Raw genomic sequence first — 26,203 nt, 5'->3', positions numbered from 1 at the left:
ACCTTTCCGTTGGACTTGCCGCATAAGCATACGAGCAACGTCCGGCAAATCTTGCATACCAGAATCGATGCGAGCCGCGACAGCCTTTGGCCACCCTGCCGCCATGCAGGCGCTGGCGGCTGGCATTCGTCATACTGTATCCATTGCACCAATCGCGCTGGCGTGGAATGTTCCAGCCAACGCTCGGCGGGGATAAGGCGAGCCTATCGACGATCACCTTGAAATGCGCCAACTTGGTACCGAATGGGACCAAGTCAGAATGAACCCGCGGAGCTGCCAGAATCGCCGAAGAGCGAGGCCGCACCGGTCAGCGGGCCACTATCAAAGCAAAACAAACAGGGGAACAGCCATGAAACAAATCGTTCTGCTGGCGTCGGCAGCCTTGCTAGGCCTCGCCGCTCTTCCGGTCCAGGCCCAAACGCCATCGACCTTGCGTATCGGTCTTCAGGAAGATCCCGATATGCTTGACCCGCACAAGGCCCGCACCTTCGTCGGCCGCATCGTCTTCATGGGGCTGTGCGACCGTCTCGTCGACATCGACCCGGAGCTGAAGATCACCCCCCGGCTCGCGACCGAGTGGTCATTCTCGGCGGACGGGCTGACACTGACGATGAAGCTCAGGACCGACGCCAAGTTCCATGACGGCGAGACGTTCAACGCCGAGGCGGCAAAGGCCAATATCGAGCGGGCGATGACGCTGCCGGATTCGCTGCGCAAGTCCGAGCTCGCCTCGGTCGAGAGCGTCAGCGCCCCCGATCCGGCGACGCTCGTCTTCAAGCTGAAACGCCCCGATGCGACGCTGCTCGCCCAGCTCACCGACCGCGCCGGCATGATGCTGTCGCCGAAGAGCCTCGGTCCCGACATCACCGCCAAGCCGATCTGCTCCGGCCCCTACCAGTTCGTCGAGCGCGTCCAGAACGACCGCATTGTGCTGGAGAAGTTCAAGGGACATTGGGAAGCGGACAAGTACCAGTTCGACCGGATCGTCTACCGCGCCATTCCTGACACCACCGTCCGCCTCGCAAATCTGCGGGCCGGCGAGCTCGACATGCTGGAGCGCCTGGCGCCGACCGATGTGAAGTCGGCCAAGGCCGACAAGAGCCTCAAGATCGAGAGCACTGCCAATCTCGGCTACCAGGGCATCACCATCAACACCGGCCATGGCGAGGCCGCCAATCAGCCGATGGGCAAGGACAAGCGGGTGCGACAGGCGCTGTCGCTCGCCATCGACCGCAAGGTGCTGAGCCAGGTCGTGTTCGAAGGGCTCTATGAGCCGATGATCCAGCCCTTCAATCCCGGCAACCAGTATCTCTCTGCCGCCTTCCCCGTGCCGGAGCGCGACGTCGCCAAGGCCAAGGCACTGCTGAAGGAGGCCGGAGTCGCCAAGGTCAGCGTCGATCTCTTCGTCACCAACAACCCGGTCGACGCCCAGCTCGGCCAGGTCATCCAGGCGATGGCCCAGGAGGTCGGCATCGACGTCCAGATCCGCTCGACCGAGTTCGCCAGCCAGCTGCGCGACCAGCAGCAGGGCAAGTTCCAGATGAGCCGGATCGGCTGGTCCGGCCGCATCGACCCGGATGGCAACATCCACCAGTTCGTCACCAGCAAGGGCAACCAGAACGACGGCAAATATTCCAACGCCGAGGTCGACAAGCTGCTCGACGAGGCCCGCACGATCTACGACGTCGCCGAGCGCAAGAAGCGCTATGACGCCGCCCAGAAGATGCTCCAGGACGAGCTGCCGATCGTCTATCTCTACAACCAGACCGTCTTCTTCGCGCTGCGCTCCAACCTCCAGGGCTTCGTGATCAATCCCGACGGGATGATCCGGCTGTCGGGGCTGAAGCGGTCGTGAGGGCGTCGCCTAACAGGAGAGAGAGCGGCAACCCCGCTCTCTCCCGGCCTCGTCAGGGCGATCGGAAGCCATGCTCGCCCTGATCGGCCGTCGCCTCCTGATCGCGATCCCGACGCTGTTCCTGGTGTCGCTGTTCGTGTTCGCGCTGCAGCGGGCACTGCCGGGCGACCCGTTCCTGGTGATCGCCGGCGAGGAGCGCGATCCAGAGGTGATCGCGCGGCTGCGCGAAATCTACCGGATGGACGATCCGATCGTGGTGCAGTTCTTCGCCTGGCTCGGCCAGGTGATCCAGGGCGATTTCGGTCGCTCGCTGCGCACCGGCGAGCCGGTGCTCGGGCTGATCGTGCAGAAGCTCGGCGTCACCTTCCAGCTGGCGGTCGCCTCGATGCTCATCGCGGTCGGCATCGGCATCCCGGCCGGAATCATCGCTGCCAGGCGCAAGGATACCATCGCCGACTATTCGGCGAGCGCGGTCGCCTTGTTCGGCCTCTCGGTCCCGCATTTCTGGCTCGGGATCATGCTGATCCTGCTGGTCTCGGTTGAACTGCGCTGGCTGCCGGCGTCGGGCTTCGAATCGATATTCAGCGATCCCAAGGCTGCGATCGAACGCCTGATCATGCCGGCCTTCGTGCTCGGCGGCGGCCTCGCGGCCTCGCTGATGCGCCATACCCGCTCGGCCATGCTCGAAGTACTACAGTCCGACTATGTCCGGACCGCGCGCGCCAAGGGGCTGGCCGAGGATGCAGTGATCAACCGGCACGCGCTGCGCAATGCGCTGGTGCCGATCATCACCTTGTCGACGATCCTGTTCGGCGAACTGCTCGCCGGCGCGGTGCTGACCGAGCAGGTCTTCACCATTCCCGGCTTCGGCAAGCTGATCGTCGATGCGGTCTTCAACCGCGACTATGGCGTCGTCCAGGGCGTGGTGCTCTGCACCGCGATCGGCTTCATCATCATGAACCTCGTCGCGGATGTGCTCTACATCCTCGTCAATCCGCGCCTGAGGGACAGCTGATGGGCGCCATGACCGTCCGCGCCACCGGGGCGAGCCTTCAGGGGCGCGGCTCCCTCCGCAAGCTGATGCGCAGCCGCTCGGCCCGGATCGGCGGCCTGATCGTGCTCGTCTTCGTCGCGATGGCGCTGCTGGCGCCGTTGCTGCCGCTCGCCGACCCGCTGAAGTCGAATTTCCTCGCCATCCGCAAGCCGCCCTCCGAGCTCTACTGGTTCGGCACCGACGAACTCGGTCGTGACCAGGTCTCGCGGCTCATCTTCGGCGCGCAGGCCTCGCTGCTCGCCGGGATCATCTCGGTGGCGATCGCACTCGGAGTCGGCGTGCCGATCGGCCTGATCGCCGGCTGGTATGGCGGCTGGATCGACGCGGTGATCTCGCGCATCACCGAAGCGCTGCTCGCCTGCCCCTTCCTGATCCTGGCGATCGCGCTCGCGGCCGTACTCGGGCCCTCGCTGACCAATGCGATGATCGCGATCGGGCTCTCCTTCGCGCCGATCCTGATCCGGCTGGTGCGGGGACAGGTGCTCGCGATCAAGAACGAGGAATTCGTCGACGGTGCCCGCTCCATCGGCGGGGGCAGCCTCTACATCCTGTTCCGCCACGTCGCGCCTAACACGCTCTCGCCGATCATCGTCCAGTCGACGCTGTTCATGGCGCAGGCGATCGTGCTCGAAGCCGCCCTCTCCTTCCTCGGCCTCGGCCAGCAGCCGCCCTCCCCGTCCTGGGGCCAGATGCTGAACGTCGCCAAGAATTTCATGGAGCAGGCGCCGTGGATGTCGGTGGCGCCCGGCGTCGCCATCTTCCTGGCGGTTCTCGGCTTCAACTTGCTCGGCGACGGCCTGCGCGACGCGCTCGACCCCAAAGAATCCTGACCTGCCTATCTAGGGAATAGTCTCATGTTCACTACCCGCCCCGAGATCCTCGGCACCTTCGGCGTCGTCACCTCGACGCATTGGCTCGCGACCGCGTCGGGCATGGCCATGCTTGAGAAGGGCGGCAACGCCTTCGACGCCTGCGCCGCCGCCGCCTTCGTGCTGCAGGTGGTCGAGCCGCACCTCGTCGGCCCGGCCGGCGACATGCCGGCGGTGTTCTATTCGGCCGAGACCAAGAAGGTCGAAGTGCTCTGCGCCCAGGGACCGGCGCCGGCCGCAGCGACGATCAAGGCCTACAAGGACCTCGGCATCGACATCATCCCCGGCGACGGCCTGCTCTCGACCGTGATCCCCGGCGCCTTCGGCGGCTGGATGACGATGCTGCGCGATCATGGCCGCCTGCCCCTGCGCGAGGTGCTGGAGCCGGCGATCGGCTATTTCGAGAACGGCCACCCGATGCTGCCGCGCGTCTCCGACACGATCGCGGGGCTGACCGATCTCTTCAGCAACGAATGGCCGACGTCGGGAGCCGTCTACCTGCCCGGCGGCAATGTCCCGAAGGGCCGCGAACTCTTCCGCAACACGGCGGCGGCCGCGACCTACAAGCGCATCCTCGCCGAGGCAGAGGCTGCCGGCGGCGATCGCCAGAAGCAGATCCAGGCGGCCTACGATGCCTGGTACAAGGGCTTCGTGGCCGAGGCGATGGACGCCTTCTGTCGCACGGAAGCGCCGATGGATTCGACCGGGCGGCGTAACAAGGGCCTGCTCACGGCGCAGGACATGGCCGGCTGGACGCCGCACTACGAGGCGCCGGCAAGCGTGACCTACCATGACTGGGAGGTGTTCAAGATCGGCCCCTGGGGCCAAGGACCCGTCTTCCTGCAGACGCTGAAGATCCTCGAAGGCTTCGATCTCTCCGCGATGGGCCCGGCCAGCCCCGAGTTCATCCACCATGTCGCCGAGGCGATGAAGCTCGCCTTCGCCGACCGCGAAGCCTATTACGGCGATCCGGATTTCGTGAAGGTGCCGCTGGCGACGCTGCTGTCGGAGGATTACGCCCGCGGCCGGCGCGCGCTGATCGGCAACGAGGCCTCACAGGAAATCAGGCCGGGCGCAGTATCCGGCTTCGAAGCCCAAGTCGCACAGGCGCTCGCCAATATCAGGATCGCCGGCCAGCATGGTGCGACGGGCGGCGCGACCGTCGGCGAGCCGACGCTGGCCTCGATGGTCGCCTCCTCGCAGCGCGGCGATACCGTCCACATCGATGTCATCGACCGCTGGGGCAACATGGTCGCGGCGACGCCGTCGGGTGGCTGGCTGCAATCCTCGCCGGTGATCCCGGAGCTCGGCTTCCCGCTGAACTCCCGCGCCCAGGCCTTCTTCCTCGAAGAGGGGCTGCCCTCCTCGCTGGCCCCCGGCAAGCGCCCGCGCACGACGCTGACGCCGACCATAGCCTTCGAGAATGGGCAGCCTCGCCTCGCTTTCGGCACGCCGGGCGGCGACCAGCAGGAGCAATGGCAGCTCGGCATGTTCCTGCGCCGCGTCCATCACGGGCTCAATCTGCAGGAGGCGATCGACCTGCCGCTGTTCCACACCCAGCACTTCCCCTCGACCTTCTATCCGCGCGAGGCGCGGCCTGGCCATCTCACGGTCGAGGAGAGCGTCGGCGAGGCCGTGCTCGCTGATCTCGTCCGGCGCGGGCACAAGCTCGAGACGGCGCCCGCCTGGACGGTCGGTCGGCTGACTGCGGCCGAGAAGAGCGCCAACGGCCTCTTGCGCGCCGCAGCAACGCCACGTCTGATGCAGGCCTACGCCGCCGGCCGCTGAGGAATCGCTCATGACCTGGTCCATCGTCGCGCGCGATGCCGCGACCGGCGCCTTTGGCGTCGCCGTCTCGACCTGCGCCTTCGCCGTCGGCTCGCGCGTGCCCTATGGCTGCGGCCGGGTCGGCGCGATCGCGACGCAGGCCTTCGTCAACCCGCTCTACGGCATCGATGGCCTGAAGCTATTGCAGGAAGGGCGGTCCTCGGTCGAGATCATCGCCAGCCTGACAGCGGCTGATGAAGGCCGGGCGCATCGGCAGCTGCATGTGATCGACCGCGACGGCCGCACCGCCTCCTTTACCGGCAATGCCTGCATCGACTGGTGCGGAGCGGTGAACGGGCCGCAGGTCTCGGTCGCCGGCAACATGCTGGCCGGGCCGGAGGTCGTCCAGGAGACGCTGAAGGCCTATGTCGAGAATTCAGGGCTCGACTTCGACGAGCGCCTGCTGGTGGCGCTCGAAGCCGGCGAGAAGGCCGGCGGCGACAAGCGTGGCCGGCAATCCTGCGCGATCCGCATCTGGGCGGGCGAGCCGGTGGCGAGCTTCGACATCAGGGTCGATGACCATGCCGATCCGCTGGCGGAGCTGCGGCGGATCTGGCGGGTGGCGCATCAGCGCTATGTGCCATTCCAGCAAGCCTCGCCTTCGCGAGCACGGCCAGCCGGGGTCACCGACCGGGCGGAGCTCGATCGGCTGTGCAGTGAGTATGCCGCCGCGTGGAATGCGCGGCATCCGGAGTGACGATCGGCGCAGCCGATCGTCATGCTCGGGCTTGACCCGAGCATCTCGGGCCGCAGGAGGCTCCAGCCTGCGCCTTCTGGTCATGAGATTCTCGGGTCGGTGCTGCGCGCCGCCCGAGAATGACGGCTCCGATCACGCCGCCTTGGCAGCGCGCCCTTCGACCGCCCACTTGGCGTACCAGCTCTTGAAGCGGCGCCATTCGGTCTCAACGTAGTTGCGCTGGGCGTCGGAGAGCCTGTCGGCCTCGTTGAAGTGGCGCTCGTAAGCCTTGTGCCCCTCCAGCACCATCAGGTGCTTGTAGTAGAGCACGAGGTCGACGCCCTCGTCGAAGGAGGAGAGCACATAGAGCGCCCGCTCCAGCTCGAGCGCGTCGCGCTCGGCCTGCGGATCGCCGGCAGCAGCCTTCTGCGAGAGCGCGACGAGATGCAGCACTTCCTTCGGCAACGCATTGCCGATGCCGGTGATCGCGCCGCCGGCGCCGCAGCGGATGAAGCCGTGCGTCACCTGCGTGTCGACGCCGACCATCAGGGTCAGCTTCGGATCGCGGTTGGTGATGTGCTCGGCCGCATAGCTCAGCGCCGCGCCGCCGCCGAACTCCTTGAAGCCGACGAGATGCGGGAAGCGCTCGTTCAGCGCGAAGAACAGGTCGGCCTTGGTCTCGTAGCCGTAATAGGGGCTGTTGTAGATCACCGACGGCAGATCGACCGCGGCCGACAGGATGCCCTCGAAATGGGCGCGCTGGGCCTGCAGCGAGGAGCCACGCGAGAGCACGCGCGGGATCACCATCAGGCCCTGTGCGCCGGCCTTCTTGGCATGGGCGGCAAGCGCCGCGGCGCGCTTCGGGTTCTGCGCGCCGGTGCCGACGATGAGCGGGATGCCGCCCTTCACCAGAGCCTCGACGCCTTCCATGCGCTGCTCGTCGGTGAGCAGCGGCCAGTCGCCCATCGAGCCGCAATAGACGACCGCCGACATGCCGGCGTCGATCAGGTGGCGGCCAGTGCGCACCAGCTCGGCGTAATCGACATCGCCCGAGGCGGTGCAGGGGCTCATCAAAGCGGGGATGGTGCCGCTGAAGATGTTCTTGGTCATGGCAGAAAATCCGCTCGCGGGAGGAATGCGGCTGCGGGCCGATCGCCCGCAGCCAGGAGATTAGCCTGAGATCAGACCGTGATCGACTGGCCGGCCTTGCGCAACTCGGCGAGCACCGGCGCCTTGGGCAGCCAGATCTTGTCGAACTCGGCAACGACCGCCTCGGAGTCCTTCGGGTTGGCGAGCTTGAACTTGGCACCGGCCGCCTTGAACTGCTCGACAAGCTTGGGCTCGTTGACGGCGAGCGCGTCGATCTGCTCGTCGAGCGCGGCGCGCACGGTCTTCTGGATCAGCTCGCGATCGGCGGCCGGCATGCCCTGCCAGACGCGGCCCGAAGCGAGCGCGATCACCGGCATGAAGATCGCGTTCATCTGCAGGATGGTCTTCGAGACCTTGTCGAAGCGCTGGTTCCAGGAGAATTCGAGATCGGCCTCGAGCCCATCGACCTGGCCATTGGTCATGGCGTCGAAGACCTGCGGCGTCGGGATCGGGGTCGGGGCGGCGCCGAGCAGCTGGTAGAAATCGCGATAGACCGGCGTCGGGTTGATGCGCAGCTTCATGCCCTTGATGCCGGCGACGCCGTCGATCTCCCTGGCGGCGAAGACGGCGCGCATGCCGGTGATGCCCCAGGCCATGCCGACGCAGCCGGTTTCGCGCGGCAGCACGTCGAACAGCTTCATCGCGACGGGATCGCGCACCAGCTTGGCGATCTTGGCGGTGGAGTCGACGATATAAGGCGCGGTGATCGCGCCGATCGCGGGCACCCGCGAGCCGAGCTCGGCAGCCATGATCCAGCCCATGTCGAGCGCGCCGGACTGCATCTGCTGCAGCATGGCGGCTTCGTTGCCGAGCTGACCGGAGTGGAAGACCGTCAGGTTCAGTCGGCCATTGGTCTCGGCCTTGAGGCGCTCGCCGACCTTGACGGCTGCGACGTTCCAGGGATGGCCGTTCGGGGTCAGGATGCCCAAGCGCAGATCCTTGCTCTGGGCGAGCAGCAGTGCGGGCTTGGCGATCGGCAGCGTTGCAGCGGCGGCGATGAGATGACGGCGTGAAATGGTCATGACGGAACTCCCCTTATTGATTGATGGACGAACTCACTTCACCAGGACCAGCGACAGCCATGGGTAGATCGAGAGCAGAACCAGGAGGACGCAGGAGATGATGAAGAAGGGCAGCGTCACGAGGAACATCTTGCCGGGCTTGGCTCCCGTCACCGCAGCGGCGACGAAGAAGCAGAGGCCCACGGGCGGCGAGAGCAGGCCGAGCACGAGGTTGATCACCACGACGACGCCGAAATGGCGGGGATCGATATTGTAGACCTCGGTCGCGATCGGCAGCAGGATCGGCACCGTCATGATCAGGCCGGGGATGCCGTCGATCACCGTGCCGATCACCAGCAGGATGACGTTGACCAGCAGCATGAAGGTCACCGGATCCTTGGCGATCGCCTGGATCGAGGCGGCTACTGCCTGCGGGACCTTGCCGTAGACCAGCACCCAGGAGAACACGGCGGCGGCAGCGACGAGGAAGAGCACGATCGCCGAGTAGACGCCGGCGCGCAGCATCATCTGCGGCATCTGCCCGAACTTGAGTTCCTTGGTCCAGTAGCGGCCGATCAGCGCCGCTGCGACCGAGCCGACGGCAGCAGCTTCGGTCGCGTTGGCGAAGCCGCCGAGGATCGAGCCGACGATGACGATCGGGATCAGCAGCGTCGGCGCCGACTTCAGCACGATCCTGGCCCGCTCGCGCAGCGAGAGCTTGTCGCCGGCCGGGTAGTTGTAGACGAAGCCCATGGCGGCGATGATGAGGAAGAACAGGATGGTCAGGAGCACGCCCGGCACGATGCCCGAGAGCAGCATGTCGCTGACCGAGACCTGGGCCAGCACGGCATAGACCACGAACATCACCGAGGGCGGGATGATCGGCCCGAGCATGCCGCCATAGGCGGTGAGGCCGGCAGCGAAATCCTTGTCGTAGCCCTTGCGCTCCATCTCGGGGACCATGACCTGCGCCATGATCGCGACCTGGGCCGTGGCCGAACCGAGGATCGAGGCGACGAACATGTTGGCGAGGATGTTGACATAGGCCAGGCCGCCCTTGAGCGAGCCGACGAAGGCCATCGCGAGGTCGACGATGCGGCGGGTAATGCCGCCGCCATTCATGATCTCGCCGATCAGGATGAAGAGCGGGATGGCGATCAGCCCGTAGCTGTCGACGCCGCCGAACATCTGCAGCGGATAGTTCGGCAAGAGCTGCATGTTGCCGGTCGCCGCCATGTAGATCAGCGCGCCCAGGCACAGGCACAGCGCGATCGGCACGCCGGCCAGCATGATGCCGAAGAAGGCTCCAATCGTGATCGCCATCAGTTCACCACCCCGTCGGCATTGGCGGCAGCAAAGCCAGGCAGTTCCTGCTTCGCGACGAGGCCGAGATCTTCGAACAGGTTCGCCAGCGCATGCAGCGTCATCGAGAACGCGAAAATCGGCATGATCAGGTAGATGACCCAGGTCGGCCAGTTCAGGGTCTGGGTGCGCTCGGTGTAGATGAAGTTGAAGGATTGGCCGGCATATTCCCTGGCGTCGAAGCCCGCCTTGGTGATGCCGACCGGATCGAGCCAGAGCCAGCACATCACGCCGAGCGCGATGCCGAACAGGATGACGCCAAGGGTCGCGATGATCCGGAAGATCGCGGTGCCGCGCTCCGAGAAGCGCTCGGTCAGCATGGTCACGGCGAAATCGAGACGCATGCGCGTCATGGCGGATGCGCCGATGAAGGTGAGCCAGACGACGCTGTAGACCGCGGATTCGTCGATCCAGTAGATCGGATAGCCGGTGTAGCGCGTGACGACGTTGAGCAGGATCAGCGCCGAGAGCAGGAACATCAGCGCCTGGATGGCGCGGTGCTCGACCCGGAGCAGACGCCCAGACACAGCGACGATCACCTCCGGCACGGCCATGGAGCGGCTTTTCGCCGCGACAGCTTCATTGCTCATTGTTGCCTTCCCCTTGCCGCGTTGTAGATTGTATAAAATCTACGTGTCAATGGTTTTTCACAACGCGATCAGCTAGGCTGTGGCCGATGTCCCCTCCCCTGAAGCACCGCACCCTGTCCTCGGCGATCGTCGATCGCCTGCGCCAGGAGATCCTCGACGGCAGCTATCCGGCCGGCTCGCAATTGCGGCAGGACGCGCTGGCGCAGGCCTTTGAGGTCAGCCGCATCCCGGTGCGCGAGGCGCTGTTCCAGCTCGAGGCGGAGGGCTTCGTCAGGATCGTGCCGCACAAGGGCGCGATCGTCTCGGGACTGTCGCTGGACGAGATCAACGACGTCTTCGAGCTGCGCAAGCTACTGGAGCCGCGATTGCTGGCGAGCTCGGTTCCGGCGCTAACGGCGGAAGATTTCGCCGCCGTTGCCGGGATGGAGGCTGCGTTCGAGGAGGCGATGACGGCTGGAGACATCAGCCGCTGGGGCGTGCTCAACGCCGATTTCCATCTGGCGCTCTATGCCCGCGCGACGCAGCCGCGCACGCTTTTGATAGTCGCGGGACTATTGCAGACCAGCGATCGGTATACGCGCCTGCAATTGCAGCGCAGCTCCTCGATCGAACGGGCGCGGACCGAGCACAACGAGCTGATCCGGCTCTGCCGCGCGGGAGCGATGAAGGAGGCCAGCCGCCTGCTGGTGGACCATATCGAGCTCGTCCGGCGGGATCTGGTTGAATTCCTGGAAGCCGGCGGCAAGACGTAACCCAGCCATCATTCTCGGGCGGAGCGAAGCGCAGACCCGAGAATCTTGTGACGACAAGGCGCTGATCAGCACCTCTTCCGTGCCGAGATGCTCGGGACAAGCCCGAGCATGGCGGTTGGCCTTCAGGTCAGCTTACCCCTGGCCGCCACCGGCAGCTCGCCGATCAGCTTGTCGCCGCGCACCGTCACCAGCCGGTCGACCATGTTGACGACGACGCAGACATGGTTCGGCACCACGCGCACAACCTCGCCGACATTGGGCCGCTCATTGCTGCCGGAGAGGTCGAGGAAGCCGTGCTCCTCGGCGAACTGCGCGATCCGCGCCAGCGGGTATTCGAGGATGTAGCCGTGGCCGTCGAGGTTGCCCTTGTCGCTGGTCAGCGTCTTCGAGCCTGAATCGAGAATGCCACGCTCCGCTCCCGCCCGGCTGACCACGGTGGCGTAGACGGTCAGCGCGCAGTCCTCCAGCTCCGCCACCCCGGCCGCGATCTGCATGCGGTCGTTGAAGATCGAGGTGCCCGAGCGATGCTCGGTCGAGCCCTTGAGCTTGCCGATGTTGGGGATGTTGGGCGAGCCGCCGGTCGAGATGATGCCGGCTTCGAGACCGGCCTCGCGCAGGCCGGCATTGGCAGTGTCGAGGAAATCCTGCGTCGCCGGCCAGCCGGTTTCCGGTGGGTACATCAGGAAGCCGGCGAAGGTCAGGCCCTTGGACGCGGCGATCTGCCTGGCGAGTTCGACCGCCTCGCCGGGAGTCTCGACGCCGGCGCGTTTGCGGCCGGTATCGCACTCGACCACGACCTCAAGATTGCGCCCGGCGATCTCGGCCGCCTTGGGCAGACCGGCAATCGTGACGGGGTTGTCGGCCGCGACGATCATCCGGACGCGACGCTGGAGCGCGCCAAGCCGCCCGAGCTTCTCCTCGCCCAAAATGTTGTAGCTGATCAGGATGTCGTCGATGCCGCCATCGGCCATGACCTCGGCCTCGCCGAGCTTCTGGCAGGTGATGCCGCGCGCCCCGGCAGCGACCTGGAGCCGCGCCAGCTCGGGCGATTTATGCGTCTTGATGTGCGGACGGTTGGCGACGCCGGCGGCGTCGCAGGCGGCCTGGAGCCTGGCAATATTGGCCTCGACCTTGTCGAGGTCGATGACGACGGCCGGCGTGCCGTAGACGCGGGCGATCTCTTCAGCGAGGGCAGTCGTCACGAGAGCACCCGCACGATGACTTCGATCTCGACCGTCATGTTGTTGGGGAGCGAGCCCATGCCGACGGCAGAGCGGGCGTGGCGGCCATTGTCGCCGAGCACGGCGACGAACAGGTCCGAGCAGCCATTGATAACCTTGGGGTGCTGGGAAAAATCGGGCGCTGCATTGACCATGCCGAGCAGCTTGACGACCTCGATCTTGTCGAGCGATCCGGCCGCCTTCTTCATCGCCGCAAGCAGGCCGAGACCGGTCTGCTTGGCGTGCTCATAGGCTTCCTCGATCGAGACATCGGCGCCGACCTTGCCGGTCGGATAGGTGCCGTCGGCGCGCTTCGGGCCTTGGCCGGAGAGGTAGATGAAATCGCCGACGCGCTTGAAGCTGACATAGGTCGCGACCGGGGTCGGGACGTCGGGCAGGGTCAGGCCCAGCTCCTTGAGCTTGTCGTCGGCACTCATGCTGTTCTCCAATCGTCTTTCAGATCGCGGACCATATAGCGGGCCGCACTGTCATAGCTCGCAAGCTTGCGGGCAAGGGCTTCGTCATGCGCCTCGCGAAAGCCCTGGCGACGCCAGAAGCCGGCCGAGCTTCCGACGGCAACCAGGGCCATGCGGGCGAAGCCGGAGACGCGGGCATGCGCCGCCAGTTGGTCGACGCCGGCCGAGGCCGCGCCACCGCCGCGCGCGCCCGGCAGCAGAGCGAGGTCGTGGATGTAATAGGCGTCGGCCTCATCAGGCAGCGCGCCGAGCAGGCTGTCGAGTGCCGGCACCTGGCCGAGCCGCCAGGGGTGACTCAGCACATAGCCGCCGACGCCCTCCCCGCTTTCCAGCACGAGACAGCCAGCCGGGTGGAGCGCACACCGCTCGGCGAAGACCGCCTCGCTTTCCGGGTAGTCCGGATGCACCTCAGCCGCGACGGCCATCACGGCCGGCAGGTCCGCGGCGGTCATGGCGCGCCAAGATGGTGGAACGATAGCAGTCATCACGTCTTCTGGCTGGCGTCTTTCACCGCGCGTCGTCCCGGGCGACCGAAGGGAGACCCGGGACCCATTCCGGAACCTCTTTCGGAAAGGCTCCGGAATGGGTCCCGGATCAGCGCCGCTTCGCGGCTTGTCCGGGACGACTCGCGTCTGGGGTGAGCGGTTTAGAAAACCGCTAGGCCGCCTCGACCTTCCGGAACTTGTTGCTGCGCTTGGGATGCCACCAGGCGCCCTTCAGCACCACGCCCTCGGAGATGATCTTCCTGTCGCCGATCAGGTGCTCGCCGACGACGTCGACATAGTCGAACTTGCCTTCCTTGACGGTCAGGATTGTCGCGTCGCCGAGCGAGCCGACCTTGAGCGAGCCGTATTCCATCCGCTTCAGCGCCGTGGCAGCGTTCACGGTCGAGGCCGCGATCACGTTGTTCAGGCTCATGCCCATGCAGAGGAACTTCGACATGGTGGTGACCTGGTCATAGGCCGGGCCGTCGATGCAGAGCTTGTGGACGTCGGAGGAGATCACGTCCGGCTCGAAGCCGTTGGCGAGCATCGCGCGCGTCGTCTTGAACGAGAACGAGCCCTTGCCGTGGCCGATATCGAAGATCACGCCGCGCTTGCGGGCGGCGAGCACCTCGGGTTTCACCGTGCCCTGCGCGGTGGCAGGCGCGTTCGGGAACGGGCGGAAGGCATGGGTCAGCACGTCGCCGGGACGCAGCATGCCGATGACTTCCTCATAGGACGGCGGCGGATGGTCGATATGGCACATCAGCGGCATGCCGACCTCGTTGGCGACCTGCAGCGCGATGTTCAGCGGCACGGTGCCCGAATTGCCGGAGGCGTGCAGGCCGACGCGGACCTTGATGCCGACGATCAGGTCGCGGTTCTTGTCGGCGACTTCGACGCAATCGATCGGGTTCATCAGCCTGAGATCACCGCTCTCGCCGACCATGACGCGATGGTCGAAGCCGTAGATGCCGGCATGCGAGACGTGGAGATAGGCGAGGATGCGGGCCTGGCTCTTCTCGATGACGTGCTTGCGGAAGCCCGGCCAGTTGCCGGGGCCGGCCGAGCCGGTATCGACCGAGGTGGTGACGCCCGAGGCACGGCAGAACTCATCTGCGTCGATGCCGAGCGAGGTGCCGCCCCAGTAGACATGGGTGTGCAGGTCGATCAGCCCGGGCGTGACGATGTAGCCGGAGACGTCGCGGACCTCCTTGGCTCCCTTCAGGTCCTTGCCGAAGCCCGAGACCTTGCCATCCGTGAAGGCCACATCGAGGACGCCGTCATGCTTCTGCGAGGGGTCGATGACCCTGCCGCCCTTGAGGATGAGATCGTGAACCATGGCAGCTCCTTGGGGACCGGGCGGGCGGACGCTTCGCGTTCAGGCGAAGCTGGCCGTCGCGCCCTTCTGGATAATAGTGAAAGCTTTGGCGAAGTGGTTATGCAGCTCAGGAATATAGAGCTGCGCGATCGTCGGGTCCTGCATCGGAATGTATTTCGCGCCGCCGTCGCGCGGGTCGGCGCCACCGAGGTAAGCGGGCAGGCCGCGTCCCTTGAATGCGTCGAGGCGATCGTCGAGACGGGCGATCACCAGCGAGCCGCAATCGCCCCATTCATAGGGAATCGCGAAGTAGAGCTTGGCGGCATAGGCGAGCCGCGACGAGCCCGCCGTGTTGGCGTAGCGCTGGATCGTGCCCTGGCGCCGCGCCGCCTGCTTCACCTTCAGGAAGACCTCGTACTCGGCCCACCAGGGCCCGGCGGCGGCACGTGTGGGGTCCGAAGCGAAACGAGCCGAGTCACAAAAGCGGAAATAATATTGCCCGACGCTGAGATGGATGCGCTGAACATGCGACATGCCGCCATTCTGCGGGCCACCCGCGAGCCCTCGCGCATTTGCATCGTGCTGGGCCAGCTTGGGCGGGAAGAAACAGTCCTTGTTCAGGGGGTCTGGGGACACGTCATCGCTCCTGTGAGGCGCCGCATCCATCGGCTCGACAAGCCAGCCGCGGCATCGTGGAACCCTTGGCGACATCAGACCCAGTTCTCGACGCGCAGACCCGGCATGCGGGCGAATTCGCGCAGGTTGTTGGTAACGACGGTAAGGCCCTCGCTGCGGGCATGGGCCCCGATCTGGGTATCGTGAAGCCCGCAAGGCGTGCCGGCCCGCTCGAGCTCTGCACGGAGCTGCCCATAATGGGTCGCGGCTTTGCGCCCGAAAGGCAGCACTTCAAGATTCATCGCGAAATCGTCGAGAGCTTGCAGGCTACGCTCGCGGCGCATGGATTTTTCAGCCCCGAAACGCAACTCCGCCAGGGTCACGACCGAGATGCAAAGTCCATCGGCCAGAGCGTCGAACTTGTCACGCAAAGCGGCGGGCGGCACAGCCTTCATCACGTAAATGCAGATATTGGTATCCAGCATATAGACCGGCATCAGAACGGCTCGCGCTCATCCGCCGGCAATTGGACCCAGTCCTTCATGAAATCATCGTCGACTTGGGGCCCCCGATCGAAGAAGTCGTCCCAGCGCCGTCCCTTGGGTACGATCAGACGCCCCGAGCCGACCTTGAGAATCTCGACCTCGGTCACATCGTCCGGGAACGCGACCTCCTTGGGCAGGCGGACCGCCTGGCTGCGGTTGGTCACGAATAATTTGGTCTTCGCCACCATGTCAGCCTCCTGTATATCCCGATGGGATATACATAGGTTGTAATCCCTGCCGCGGCAACCTCCGCCGCCCTCACGCCACCACCGCGCCCTTGCGTTCGACGATCATGCCGTAATGTTGCGGCTCGCGATGCTTGGCGAAGTTGAAGGTCGAGTTCTTGTAGCTGTTGCCGAGGTCGAGATCGCAGCGGGCGACGACAAGCTCGTCATCCTCGGTCACGGCCTGCGCCACCACCTCGCCGGTCGGGGCGATGATGCAAGAGCCGCCGATCTGGTCGACGCCGGCTTCCAGCCCTGCCTTGGCGACGCCGACCACCCAAGTCGCGTTCTGGTAGGCGCCGGCCTGCATGACGAGCTGGTTGTGGAAATTGCCGAGCCGGTCATGCGCCGGCGCCGGTGGATTGTGCTTGGGCGTGTTGTAGCCGAGCACGATCATCTCGACCCCCTGAAGCCCCATGACGCGGTAGCTCTCGGGCCAGCGGCGATCGTTGCAGATCATCATGCCGAGCCGGCCGCCCATCGTCTCCCAGACCGGCCAACCGAGATTGCCGGTCTCGAAATAGCGCTTCTCGAGGTTCTGGAAGACAGCGTCGGGCCGGTGCTCGGGATGGCCGGGCAGATGGATCTTGCGGTACTTGCCGACGATCCTGCCGGCCTTGTCGACGATGATCGCGGTGTTGAACCGGCGCTTGCGGCCGTCCTCATGCGCGAGCTCGGGATAGCCGAGATGGAAGCCGATGCCGAGCCGCTCCGCTTCAGCGAAGAGCGGCGCCGTCTCGTTCGAGGGCATGGCGCTCTCGAAATAGCCGTCGATCTCAGCCTCGTCGTCCATCCACCAATGCGGGAAAAAGGCGGTCAGCGCCGCCTCGGGATAGACGACGAGGTCGCAGCCATTCGATTTCGCCTGGCGCATCAGCTCGATCATGCGGGCGACGGCAGAGCTGCGGCTCTCCTCGCGCTGGATCGGCCCGAGCTGGGCTGCGCCGACGGTCAGGATACGGGTCATGGCAGGCTCCTACAGTGCTCGTTCGTTACTCAGGGATGCCGCTGGAGGCGGACATCCCTATCCTTGTGCGCCATTGCTCGACGGCGGCTGCGACAATACCGTCGAACGTCCCTCTGGGTTCGGCCCGGAACCGCCGGCCGAGACTGCCGAGGCAACGTCGAGCTTCGGATCAAAGCCATGACCACGTTCAACGTCGTCCGCTTCCGCATCAAGCCCGGACGTGAGGACGAATTTCTCGATGCGCACCGCCAGGGCAAGGCCAATTGGCCCGGCCTCGCGAGGGGGCACATCATCAAGACTGGCGACCATTCCTATTGCCTGATCGGCGAATGGGCCGACCTCGCCGCGCTGAAGGGCGCCCGCGACCAGATGATCGCGACGCTCGGCAGCTTCCGCGACACGCTCGAGGATCTCGGCGGCAGTCTCGGCGTCACCGATGCGGTGTCCGGGGACGTCGTCGTCGATCTTCGCACATAGCCCCTGCCCGATCGCATCGCCGTGGAACTCGGCCGCGCCGCCGCGGGAGCAAGCTCGCGCATATGCGAGCCGACTCCCCCGACGAAGCGGGCCTCGACGATATCCATCGACAGCGAATGGCATGACGTCCGGCCGCCTTCAGATGCTCTTGGCCAGCCTCGGATCGAGCGAGTCGCGCAGGCCGTCGCCGAGCAGGTTCACGGCCAGCACGGTGATCGACAGGAACAGCGCCGGGAAGAAGACGATGTGCGGCCTGACCTGCCAGAGCGCCCTGCCCTCGGCCATGATGTTGCCCCAGGACGGCGTCGCCGGCGGCACGCCGGCGCCGATGAAGGACAGGATCGCCTCGATGATCATGGCGCTGGCGCAGATATAGGTCGCCTGCACCGTCATCGGCGCGATCGTGTTGGGCAGGATGTGCTTCCAGATGATGCGCGGCACGCGGGCGCCGTTCGAGATCGCCGCCTCGACATAGGGTTGCTCGCGCAGGGACAGCACGACGCTGCGCACCAGCCGCGCCACGCGCGGGATTTCGGCGACGGTGATGGCGAGAATGACGTTGCCGACCGAGCCGCGCGTCAGCGCCATCAGAGCGATGGCGAGCAGGATCGGCGGGATCGACATCATGCCGTCGATGACGCGCATGACGATGCCGTCGGCCCAGCGCACGAAGCCGGAAAAGAGCCCAATCGCCAGACCGATGACCGATGCCAGGGTCGCGACCGAGAAGCCGACGATCAGCGAGACGCGCGCGCCGTAGACGACGCGCGAATAGATGTCGCGGCCGAGCATGTCGGTGCCGAACCAGTAGAGCTCGGACGGCACGCGCGTGCGCCTGGAGGTGGCGATCGCCGTCGGATCGACCGTAAAGAGCAACGGCGCGAACACCGCGATGAAGATCATCAGCAGCAGGAGGAAGCCGCCGATGGCGACCGACGGGTGCTTGCGCAGATAGGAGCGCTTGCGGGGCGTGGCCTCCACGCCGATTTCATCTGCCAAAGGCAGTGGGGCAGCTGGAGCGGTCAATAGCGTATCCTCGGATCGACGAGGGTGTAGATCAGGTCGACGGCCAGGTTCACCAGCACGTAGACGAACGAGAAGATCAGCACGACGCCCTGGATGACCGGATAGTCGCGGCGCAGGATCGCATCGAGCGTCAGCCGTCCGAGGCCGGGAATGGCGAAGACGCTCTCGGTGACGACCGCTCCGCCGATCAGCAGCGCGACGCCGATGCCGATGATCGTGACGACCGGCACCGCCGCGTTTTTCAGCGAATGCAGGAAGAGCACGTCGCGGTTGCTGACGCCCTTGGCCTGGGCGGTGCGGACATAATCCTGCTGCAGTACCTCGAGCATGGTCGCGCGGGTGATGCGGGCGATCAGCGCGATATAGACCGTCCCCAGCGTGATCGAGGGCAGGATCAGGTTCTTGAACCACGGCCAGATCCCCTGCGAGATCGGCGTGTAGCCCTGCACCGGCACCCAATCGAGCTTGAGCGCGAAGACATAGGCGAGCAGGTAGCCGATCACGAAGACCGGGACCGAGAAGCCGAAGACAGCGAAACCGACCACAGCGCGATCGACCCAGGTTCCAGCCTTCCAGGCCGCGACGACGCCGAGCGGAACGGCGATCGAAACCGCCAGGATCAGCGTCAGCACCATCAGCGACAAAGTCGGCTCGATGCGCTGGCCGATCAGCTGCGTCACCGGGAGCGAGGTGAAGATCGAGGTGCCGAGATCGCCCTGCAGCACCCGGAAAAACCATTCGCCGAAGCGGACGAGATAGGGGCGATCAAGTCCGAGGCTGGCGCGGATGCGCTCGACATCGGCGGGAGAGGCCTGGTCGCCGGCGATCACGGCCGCCGGATCACCCGGCGCGATGTAGAGGAGCGAGAAGACGAACAGCGCCACGAATGCCATGACGGGGATCGTCGTGATGATGCGTCTGATGATGAATGCGAGCATTGAAATCCTGAGTTGCCGCTGCTGGCGCCGGGCCGATCAGGATGGCGATCCCGATAGGTCCGGCGGGCGGGATTGACCGTGTCCCGGCAAAAGCCGGGGCACGGCTTGCTCGGTCTCAGCCCTTCGCCACGTTCCAGAAGAACGGGAGCGGCCCGCTGGTCACGCCGGTGACGTTCTTCCGCCAAGCCTGATAGCCGAGATAGAAGCCGGTCGGCGCGTAGACGACATTCTCGACGGCCGCTTTGTTGAGGCGGTCCATCGCCGCCTTCTCCTCGGCCTGGTCCTTGGCGTTGAACCAGTTGGTGACCTCGGTCTCGACCGCCGGCACATCGGGCCAGCCGAACCAGGCCTTGTCGGCATTGGCGCGGATCGCCGTGTAGGAGGACGGGTTGATGCAGTCGGCGCCGGCATGCCAGGTGTGGAACATGCTCCAGCCGCCCTGGCTCGGCGGGGTCTTCTGAGCGCGCCTGGCGCCGACCGTGCCCCAGTCGGTGGCGACGAAGTCGACCTTCAGGCCGATGCTCTTCAGCAGCTCGGCGGTGACGTCGCCCATCGATTTGGTCGCCGACATGTCCTGCGCCACCACACAGATCACCGGCTCGCCATTATAGCCGGACTCGGCGATGAGCTTCTTGGCAGCTGCGACGTTCTTCATCTTCAGCATGTCACCGCCGGCTTCGGTGTAGAGCGGCGTGCCGGGGGTGAAAAAGCCGGGCAGCGGCTTCCAGAGCTTGTCGTCGTCGCCGACGATCGAGCGCATGTAGTCTTCCTGGTTCATCGCCGTCAGCACCGCCTGGCGCACCTTCAGATTGTTGAAGGGCGGATGCAGGTGGTTCATGCGGAAGGCGCCGATATTGCCGAGCGGGTCGCCGATATCGACGTTGATGTCCTTGTGGCCCTTGAGCACCGGCACGAGGTCGGAGAGCGGGGTCTCCCACCAGTCGACTTCGCCGCTCTGCAGCGCCGCGGCCGCGGTCGCGGCGTCGGGGATGATCACCCATTCGACACGGTCGACCAGGATGTTCTTGCCACCGGCTAGCCAGTCGGCCTTCTCGGAGCGCGGCACGTAGTCGGCGAACTTCTCGAAGACGGCCTTGGCGCCCGGCACCCATTCATTGCGGGCGAACTTCATCGGGCCGGAGCCGACATATTCGGTGATCTGCGTGAACGGATCGGTCTTGGCGATGCGCTCGGGCATGATGAAGGAGCACGGCGCATTGTTCTTGGCGAGCGCCAGCAGCATCTTCGGGAAGGGCTGCTTCAGCTGCCATTTCCAGCTGCGGTCGTCGACCGCCGAGAGATCGTTCTCGATCGCCTTGATCATCAGGCCCATCGGATCGCGGGCCTGCCAGCGCTTCAGGCTCTGCACCACGTCCTTGGCGAGCACCGGCGTGCCGTCATGGAATTTGAGGCCGGAGCGCAGCTTGAAGGTCCAGGTCAGCCCGTCGGACGAGACCTCCTCGCCCTCGACCATCTGGCGCTGCGGCTGGAACTTCGAATCGATGCCGTAGAGCGTGTCCCAGACCAGCGCGGCGGCGTTGCGAACGACGTATTGCGTTCCCCAGATCGGGTCGAAATTGGCGAGATTCGCCTGCGGCACGAAGCGCAGCGTCTTGGCGGCGGCGCCTTGCGAGAGCGCCGGCATGGCGAGGCCGCCGGTTGCTGCCAGAACGCCGGTTCCGGCGGCGGTCTTCAGAAAATTCCTGCGGTCCATCTTAGTGCTCTCCCCTGAAGCGGCGGCCTCTGATCGGGCGACCTTGCCTGGAGTGTGGGCAGAAAAATCGGCCCTGACAACACGCTTGACTGGTCGCTACGACAAGAATTGACCCTGCAGGGTTCGTGCCAGACGGAACCGGTTTGCGGCTCGCGACATCGTTTGCAAGCAAATGACACGCGAAGCCGCCAGGCCGGCGCAGGAAATTGCGCTGATCCGCCTAAATCGATTTGATCGGCGCGTCGACGCGGGCAAAGGGGCGCGCCGCTTCGAAGGCTGCGGCAGCCTGCATCACGAGCACATCGTTGCCGAAGGCCCCGACGATCTGGAGGCTCGCCGGCAATCCGGCCGAGGTCAGCCCGCAGGGCACGGCGGCAGCCGGCTGCTGGGTGATGTTGAAGGGGTAGGTGAGCGGCGTCCAGCGCGTCCAATCCTCGCCATAGCTGCCATGCTCGGGCGTGTTGCGGCCGACTGCGAAGGCCGGCAGCGGCAGCGTCGGAGTCAGCAACAGGTCGAAGCGCTCATGGAACTGCGCCATCTGGTAGGCGAGCGCGTTGCGCTGATAGAGCAGGCCATCGACGTAATCAGCGCTGTCGATCCGCTCGCCCATCTCGGCGACCGCGACGAGGCCAGGGTCCATCTGGGCGCGCCCGGCCGCATCGGTGCTGCGCAAGGCCAGGGCCGCGCCGGCCGCCCAGAGCGTCATCAGCGTCGCGATCGGATCGTCGAAGCCGGGGTCGACCTCCTCGACGGTGGCGCCTAGCTCGCGGAAGGTCAGCGCTGCCGCCTGCGTCAGGGCCGCGATCTCAGGGTCGACCGGAACGTCGCCGCCGAGGCGCGGCGACCAGGCGATGCGCAGGCCGCGCACGCCGCGATCGAGCTCTGCCGTGAAATCGGGTGGGGCATCCTTGAAAGCAGTCATGTCTCGGGCATCGGGGCGGCCGATCGCGTTCATGGCGAGGGCGGAATCGCGCACGGTGCGGGTCAGCGGGCCGAGATGGGCGAGGAAGCCCATCACCGAGGCAGGCCAGGCCGGCACGCGGCCATAGGTCGGCTTCAGCCCGAAGACGCCGCAGAAGGCGGCCGGAATGCGCACAGAGCCGGCGCCATCGGTACCGAGATGGATGCAGCCGAGATTGAGTGCAGCGGCGACGGCCGCGCCCGATGAGGAGCCACCCGGGCCGGTCGAGACGTCCCAGGGATTGCGGGTGATGCCGGAGAAGGGCGAATCGCCGACGCCCTTCCAGCCATATTCCGGCATGGTCGTCTTGCCGAGGAAGACGCAGCCGGCCTCGCGCAGCCGCGCGGTTGCAGGCGCGTCCTGCTGATACGGCGCATCGGAAGCGAGAGCCGAGCCGCGCCGCATCGGCCAGCCGGCGACGCCGAGATTGTCCTTGATCGTCACCGGCACGCCGTCGAGCGGTCCCAGCGCCTCGCCTTTCAGCCAGCGCGCCTGCGCAGCTTCGGCCATGGCGAGCGTCACGGGCGCGTCACGCACGACGAAAGCGTTCACCTCCGGCTCGAAACGATCGATGCGGGCGAGCGCGTCCCTGGCGACCTCGACCGGCGAAAGCTCGCGCGCGACGTAGAGATCGCCGAGCTCGGCGGCGGACAGCGAAGCGATGGTGGTCATGAGCGGAATCCCCGTCAGGCGTTGGCGGCGCGCCAGGCGGCGCTGAGCAGGATATTGGCGCCGGCGACCATGTCGCCGTCGCTGCTGAGCTCGGCCGGATTGTGCGAGAGGCCACCGATCGACGGGATGAAGACCATCGCCGTCGGGCAAAGGCGCGACATCATCTGCGCGTCATGGCCGGCGCCCGAAATCATCCGGCGGATCGGCAAACCGAACTCGGCGGCGCTCGCCTCGACGCTGGCGATGAGCTCTTCGGCGAAGGGCGTCGCCGGGAAGCGGGCGAGATCGCGGAAGCTGATGGCGATGTCGTCGCGCGCCGACAATTCGGCGCAGAATTTGCGCACCGCCGCCTCGGCCTCGGCCAGCGGCGCGTCCAGCGGATTGCGCAGGTCGAGCGTCATCACCACGGTCTCGGGCACGACGTTGACATTGCCGGGCCGGCTGCGGATCACGCCGGAATTGGCGAGCTGGCCGGGGATCGTCTTGGTCAGCTCGTTGGCGAAGATGTTGATGCGGGCGGCGGCGAGGCCGGGGTCCTTGCGGTAGCGCATCGGCGTCGTGCCGGCATGGCTCGGCCGTCCCGTCAGGGTGAGCTCGAGCCAGCAGATCGCCTGGATGCCGGTGACGGCGCCGAGCCCGCCGCCTTCGCTCTCCAGCACCGGTCCCTGCTCGATATGCAGCTCGAGATAGGCATGCGCCGGCAGGAAGCCGGGCTGCTCCGGCCCATGATAGCCGATGCGCTTCAATTCGGCTCCGAGCACGGCGCCATCGGCGTCGAGCTCGGCATGGGCGGCATCGACGCCCATTCCGCCGGCCCAGACATAGGAGCCGAGCATGTCGGGATGGAAGCGCGCGCCCTCCTCATTGGTGAAGGCGATCACCGCCATGTCGCGCTTGGGGGTCACTCCGGCATCGCGCAATGCCGCCAGCACCTCGACGCCGCCGATCACGCCGAGCGCGCCGTCGAAGCGCCCGCCGGTGCCGACCGTGTCGATATGCGAGCCCATGATCACCGCCGGCCCGTTCTCCTGGCCCTTCAGGATACCGACGATGTTGCCGATCGCATCGACGCGGACATCGAGACCGAGCGCCTTCAGTTCGCCGACCAGCCAGTCGCGCCCTTGCTTGTCCTCGTCGGTCAGTGCGAGGCGCCTGCAGCCGCCCTCCGGCGTCGCTCCGATCCGCGACAATGCCGCCAGCCGCGAGAGCAGGCGCTCCCCATCGATCCGCAGATTGGTGCTCATCGCGTCGGCTCTCCGTAGGCACGGGTTCTGTTCTGGTATGCAGCAGGCCGGAACCCAGCCCTGCGCGCAAGAGGCAGAATCGGCGATGGAGCGCGGACCGGTAACGCGCCACGCGCAGGGCGCGGCCCAGTCCGGCGCGCCGAGGACTTTGAAGGAGCAACCTGCCCAGATAAAAGGCAATCATCATGTCGCAGATCGCCCTTCCCTACCGGTCGGCGGGCCCCTGGCTCACCGAGGTCAAAGCCATGCTGGCGCTGAGCTGGCCGATGGTGCTGACCAATGTCGCCCAGACGGCGATGACCGCGACCGACGTCGTGATGATGGGCCATCTCGGGCCCGATTCGTTGGCAGCCGGCGCGCTCGCCTCCAATCTCTACATGGCCTTCCTGATCTTCGGCATCGGCGTGATGGCCGCGGTCGCGCCGATGGTCGCGATCGAGCTCGGGCGGAACCGGCATTCGGTCCGCGACGTGCGCCGCACCGTGCGCCAGGGTTTCTGGGTGGCGGCGACCATGGCCGGGCCGATGTGGCTCTGCCTCTGGCAGGCCGAGACGATCCTCAAGGCGATGGGCCAGGACCCCGCCCTGGCGAAGGCCGCCGCCTCCTATCTGCACACGCTGCAATGGGGCCTCCTGCCCTTCTATTGCTACCTCGTCCTGCGCGGCTTCCTGGCGGCGCTGCAGCGGCCGTTCTGGGTCTTCGTCACCGTGCTCTTTGCGGTCGCCTTCAACGCCTTCGCCAACTGGGTGCTGATGTTCGGCCGGCTCGGCTTCCCTGCGCTCGGCCTGCCTGGCTCAGGGATGGCGACGGCACTGGCCTCGACCCTGATGTTCGCCGGCCTCGCAATCGTGGTCTCGCTCGACCGGCGCTTCCGGCGTTATCACCTGTTCGGACGCTTCTGGCGGCCGGACTGGAGCCGCTACCGCGCCTTCTGGCGGATGGGCCTGCCGATCGGCACCACCGTCGGCTTCGAGGTGTGGATCTTCAACGGCGCCGCCTTCCTGATGGGCCTGCTCGGCCCGACCTCGCTGGCCGCCCATGCGATCGCGATCCAGATCGCCTCGCTCTGCTTCATGGTGCCGATGGGTATCGGCCAGGCCGGGACGGTCAGGGTCGGGCGCGCCTTCGGTGCCGGCGACAGCGCGGGCATCGCCCGGGCTGGCGCGACGGCGCTCGCACTCGCCACCGCCTTCATGTGCTTCACCGCCCTGCTGATGCTGCTGATCCCGCATTGGCTGGTCGTGCCGTTCCTCGACACCGGCAAGCCACGCGCTGCCGAGGTGGCGCAGCTCGCCGTGCTGTTCCTGTTCTATGCCGCGATCTTCCAGATCGTTGACGGCGTCCAGGTGGTCGGGGTCTCGATCCTGCGTGGCCTGCGCGACACACGCGTGCCGATGCTGTTCGCCGGCCTCGGCTATTGGGGGATCGGCCTGCCGCTCTCGGCCGCGCTCGGCTTCCTGACGCCGCTCGCTGGCGTCGGCATCTGGATCGGGTTGGCGGTCGGCCTCAGCATCGTCGCCGCGCTGATGCTGGCGCGCTGGTCCGCCCGCGAACGGCTCGGCCTGACCAAGGGAGCTGGTCGCACGGGCGCCGTAGCGCTAGCCGCGGCGGAGCGGTAACGCTCCGCTAACTCCAGATTGAATTTTTGCGCGCCCTGGCGGATAATTCCCGCGACGATCCCTGCCGTGATCCAAGGGGGAGGTCGTGACACCACAGGACATCGCACTGATCCGGTCGAACTTCGCGCAGCTGCATCGGCGCAAGATCGAGACGGCTTGCCTGTTCTATGAGCGGCTGTTCACGACTGCGCCCAGCACACGAGCGCTGTTCAAGACCGATATCGAGAAGCAGGCCGCCAAGCTGATGGAAACGCTGACGGTCGCGCTCGCCATGCTGAACGATCCAGCCGGCCTGAACGCCCTGCTCACACGACTGGGCGAGCGCCATCGCGGCTATGGCGTCCGGCCCAGCCATTACGAGGCGGTCCGCAGCGCCCTGCTGTGGACGTTGGAGACCTCGCTGGGACACGAGTTCACGGCGCAGGCAAGGGCGGCGTGGACCGAGCTCTACGACCAGATGGCGGCGATCATGCTCGCGGCCGAAGCGCCCAGCCAGCGCTCGGCCTGACGCCGCTCAGAACTCCTCCCAGCCGGCGTCGTCTGCGCGGCCGTTGGCGGCCTTGCGGG

Annotated in this window: 26 protein-coding genes; 9 read left to right on the top strand and 17 right to left on the bottom strand. The window is 66.2% G+C overall.

The genetic code is table 11. The features are described from left to right. Window positions 1–349: 349 nt before the first annotated feature. The 5 genes from ASE66_RS12970 to ASE66_RS12950 all read left to right on the top strand — a co-directional run bounded on the left by ASE66_RS12970 (window position 350) and on the right by ASE66_RS12950 (window position 6,302). Window positions 350–1,855, top strand: a complete 1,506-nt coding sequence (locus ASE66_RS12970; RefSeq protein ID WP_057190054.1) for an ABC transporter substrate-binding protein — start codon at window positions 350–352, stop codon at window positions 1,853–1,855. 70 nt (window positions 1,856–1,925) lie between these two features. Then, on the top strand, window positions 1,926–2,870 hold the full coding sequence (locus tag ASE66_RS12965; RefSeq protein WP_057190053.1) for an ABC transporter permease: 945 nt from the start codon (window positions 1,926–1,928) through the stop codon (window positions 2,868–2,870). After that, complete coding sequence (locus tag ASE66_RS12960; protein WP_057190052.1) at window positions 2,870–3,739, top strand: ABC transporter permease; 870 nt, start codon at window positions 2,870–2,872, stop codon at window positions 3,737–3,739. Before ASE66_RS12965 ends, ASE66_RS12960 begins: the two co-directional genes overlap by 1 nt. A 24-nt stretch (window positions 3,740–3,763) precedes the next feature. Further along, window positions 3,764–5,566: a gamma-glutamyltransferase family protein gene (locus ASE66_RS12955; protein WP_057190051.1), complete on the top strand. Its 1,803-nt coding sequence runs from the start codon at window positions 3,764–3,766 to the stop codon at window positions 5,564–5,566. A 10-nt stretch (window positions 5,567–5,576) separates the two neighbouring features. Further along, a complete protein-coding gene (locus ASE66_RS12950; protein ID WP_057190050.1) occupies window positions 5,577–6,302 on the top strand; it encodes a DUF1028 domain-containing protein in 726 nt (241 codons plus the stop codon). 132 nt (window positions 6,303–6,434) lie between these two features. Here the strand turns inward: ASE66_RS12950 and ASE66_RS12945 are convergent, their stop codons facing one another. The 4 genes from ASE66_RS12945 to ASE66_RS12930 form a co-directional block, all read right to left on the bottom strand. Beyond that, window positions 6,435–7,391, bottom strand: coding sequence for a dihydrodipicolinate synthase family protein (locus ASE66_RS12945; protein WP_057190049.1), 957 nt, complete (start codon window positions 7,389–7,391; stop codon window positions 6,435–6,437). A gap of 71 nt (window positions 7,392–7,462) precedes the next feature. Further along, the gene (locus ASE66_RS12940) at window positions 7,463–8,452 is read right to left on the bottom strand and encodes a TRAP transporter substrate-binding protein (protein ID WP_057190048.1); all 990 of its coding nucleotides are present in this window, start codon (window positions 8,450–8,452) and stop codon (window positions 7,463–7,465) included. 33 nt (window positions 8,453–8,485) lie between these two features. Continuing rightward, window positions 8,486–9,754 (bottom strand): TRAP transporter large permease, encoded by a 1,269-nt coding sequence (locus tag ASE66_RS12935; protein ID WP_057190047.1) that lies wholly within the window; start codon window positions 9,752–9,754, stop codon window positions 8,486–8,488. Continuing rightward, entirely contained in the window at window positions 9,754–10,383 is a 630-nt protein-coding gene (locus ASE66_RS12930) for a TRAP transporter small permease (RefSeq protein ID WP_057190046.1), read from the bottom strand. The genes ASE66_RS12935 and ASE66_RS12930 overlap by 1 nt, the downstream gene beginning before the upstream one ends. Window positions 10,384–10,469: 86 nt before the next feature. Here ASE66_RS12930 and ASE66_RS12925 point away from each other — a divergent pair, with 86 nt between their 5' ends. Then, the gene (locus ASE66_RS12925) at window positions 10,470–11,135 is read left to right on the top strand and encodes a GntR family transcriptional regulator (protein WP_057190045.1); all 666 of its coding nucleotides are present in this window, start codon (window positions 10,470–10,472) and stop codon (window positions 11,133–11,135) included. A 122-nt stretch (window positions 11,136–11,257) separates the two neighbouring features. Here the strand turns inward: ASE66_RS12925 and ASE66_RS12920 are convergent, their stop codons facing one another. From ASE66_RS12920 to ASE66_RS12885, 8 genes are all read right to left on the bottom strand, one after another. Beyond that, window positions 11,258–12,337: an alanine racemase gene (locus ASE66_RS12920; protein ID WP_057190044.1), complete on the bottom strand. Its 1,080-nt coding sequence runs from the start codon at window positions 12,335–12,337 to the stop codon at window positions 11,258–11,260. Continuing rightward, window positions 12,334–12,792: a RidA family protein gene (locus ASE66_RS12915; RefSeq protein WP_057190043.1), complete on the bottom strand. Its 459-nt coding sequence runs from the start codon at window positions 12,790–12,792 to the stop codon at window positions 12,334–12,336. Before ASE66_RS12915 ends, ASE66_RS12920 begins: the two co-directional genes overlap by 4 nt. Then, the gene (locus ASE66_RS12910; RefSeq protein ID WP_057190042.1) at window positions 12,789–13,316 is read right to left on the bottom strand and encodes a GNAT family N-acetyltransferase; all 528 of its coding nucleotides are present in this window, start codon (window positions 13,314–13,316) and stop codon (window positions 12,789–12,791) included. Before ASE66_RS12910 ends, ASE66_RS12915 begins: the two co-directional genes overlap by 4 nt. 172 nt (window positions 13,317–13,488) lie before the next feature. Beyond that, window positions 13,489–14,655 (bottom strand): amidohydrolase/deacetylase family metallohydrolase, encoded by a 1,167-nt coding sequence (locus ASE66_RS12905; RefSeq protein ID WP_057190041.1) that lies wholly within the window; start codon window positions 14,653–14,655, stop codon window positions 13,489–13,491. Between the two features lie 39 nt (window positions 14,656–14,694). Next, a complete protein-coding gene (locus tag ASE66_RS12900; protein ID WP_156412139.1) occupies window positions 14,695–15,270 on the bottom strand; it encodes a hypothetical protein in 576 nt (191 codons plus the stop codon). Window positions 15,271–15,344: 74 nt separating this feature from the next. Beyond that, window positions 15,345–15,746: a type II toxin-antitoxin system tRNA(fMet)-specific endonuclease VapC gene (gene vapC, locus ASE66_RS12895; RefSeq protein ID WP_057190039.1), complete on the bottom strand. Its 402-nt coding sequence runs from the start codon at window positions 15,744–15,746 to the stop codon at window positions 15,345–15,347. Continuing rightward, window positions 15,746–15,982, bottom strand: a complete 237-nt coding sequence (gene vapB, locus ASE66_RS12890; protein WP_057190038.1) for a type II toxin-antitoxin system VapB family antitoxin — start codon at window positions 15,980–15,982, stop codon at window positions 15,746–15,748. Before vapB ends, vapC begins: the two co-directional genes overlap by 1 nt. A gap of 70 nt (window positions 15,983–16,052) precedes the next feature. Continuing rightward, window positions 16,053–16,985, bottom strand: coding sequence for an N-carbamoyl-D-amino-acid hydrolase (locus tag ASE66_RS12885; RefSeq protein ID WP_057190037.1), 933 nt, complete (start codon window positions 16,983–16,985; stop codon window positions 16,053–16,055). Window positions 16,986–17,162: 177 nt separating this feature from the next. Between ASE66_RS12885 and ASE66_RS12880 the strand changes: the two genes are divergently transcribed. Then, entirely contained in the window at window positions 17,163–17,462 is a 300-nt protein-coding gene (locus ASE66_RS12880) for an antibiotic biosynthesis monooxygenase (RefSeq protein WP_057190036.1), read from the top strand. 138 nt (window positions 17,463–17,600) lie between these two features. Here the strand turns inward: ASE66_RS12880 and ASE66_RS12875 are convergent, their stop codons facing one another. From ASE66_RS12875 to ASE66_RS12855, 5 genes are all read right to left on the bottom strand, one after another. Then, the gene (locus ASE66_RS12875; protein ID WP_413814266.1) at window positions 17,601–18,443 is read right to left on the bottom strand and encodes an ABC transporter permease; all 843 of its coding nucleotides are present in this window, start codon (window positions 18,441–18,443) and stop codon (window positions 17,601–17,603) included. 41 nt (window positions 18,444–18,484) lie between these two features. Next, entirely contained in the window at window positions 18,485–19,426 is a 942-nt protein-coding gene (locus ASE66_RS12870; RefSeq protein ID WP_057190035.1) for an ABC transporter permease, read from the bottom strand. A 115-nt stretch (window positions 19,427–19,541) separates the two neighbouring features. Then, complete coding sequence (locus ASE66_RS12865; protein ID WP_057190034.1) at window positions 19,542–21,140, bottom strand: ABC transporter substrate-binding protein; 1,599 nt, start codon at window positions 21,138–21,140, stop codon at window positions 19,542–19,544. A 220-nt stretch (window positions 21,141–21,360) separates the two neighbouring features. Next, window positions 21,361–22,773: an amidase gene (locus tag ASE66_RS12860; RefSeq protein ID WP_057190033.1), complete on the bottom strand. Its 1,413-nt coding sequence runs from the start codon at window positions 22,771–22,773 to the stop codon at window positions 21,361–21,363. Between the two features lie 14 nt (window positions 22,774–22,787). After that, entirely contained in the window at window positions 22,788–24,017 is a 1,230-nt protein-coding gene (locus ASE66_RS12855; protein WP_057190032.1) for a M20 family metallo-hydrolase, read from the bottom strand. 185 nt (window positions 24,018–24,202) lie between these two features. Between ASE66_RS12855 and ASE66_RS12850 the strand changes: the two genes are divergently transcribed. After that, the gene (locus ASE66_RS12850; protein WP_057190031.1) at window positions 24,203–25,636 is read left to right on the top strand and encodes an MATE family efflux transporter; all 1,434 of its coding nucleotides are present in this window, start codon (window positions 24,203–24,205) and stop codon (window positions 25,634–25,636) included. Between the two features lie 85 nt (window positions 25,637–25,721). Further along, window positions 25,722–26,144 (top strand): globin domain-containing protein, encoded by a 423-nt coding sequence (locus ASE66_RS12845; RefSeq protein WP_057190030.1) that lies wholly within the window; start codon window positions 25,722–25,724, stop codon window positions 26,142–26,144. Window positions 26,145–26,203: the final 59 nt, after the last annotated feature.

This window comes from Allobosea sp. Root483D1, from assembly GCF_001429505.1.
GTDB lineage: Bacteria > Pseudomonadota > Alphaproteobacteria > Rhizobiales > Beijerinckiaceae > Allobosea.
This window is presented reverse-complemented; position numbering and strand designations above follow the sequence as displayed.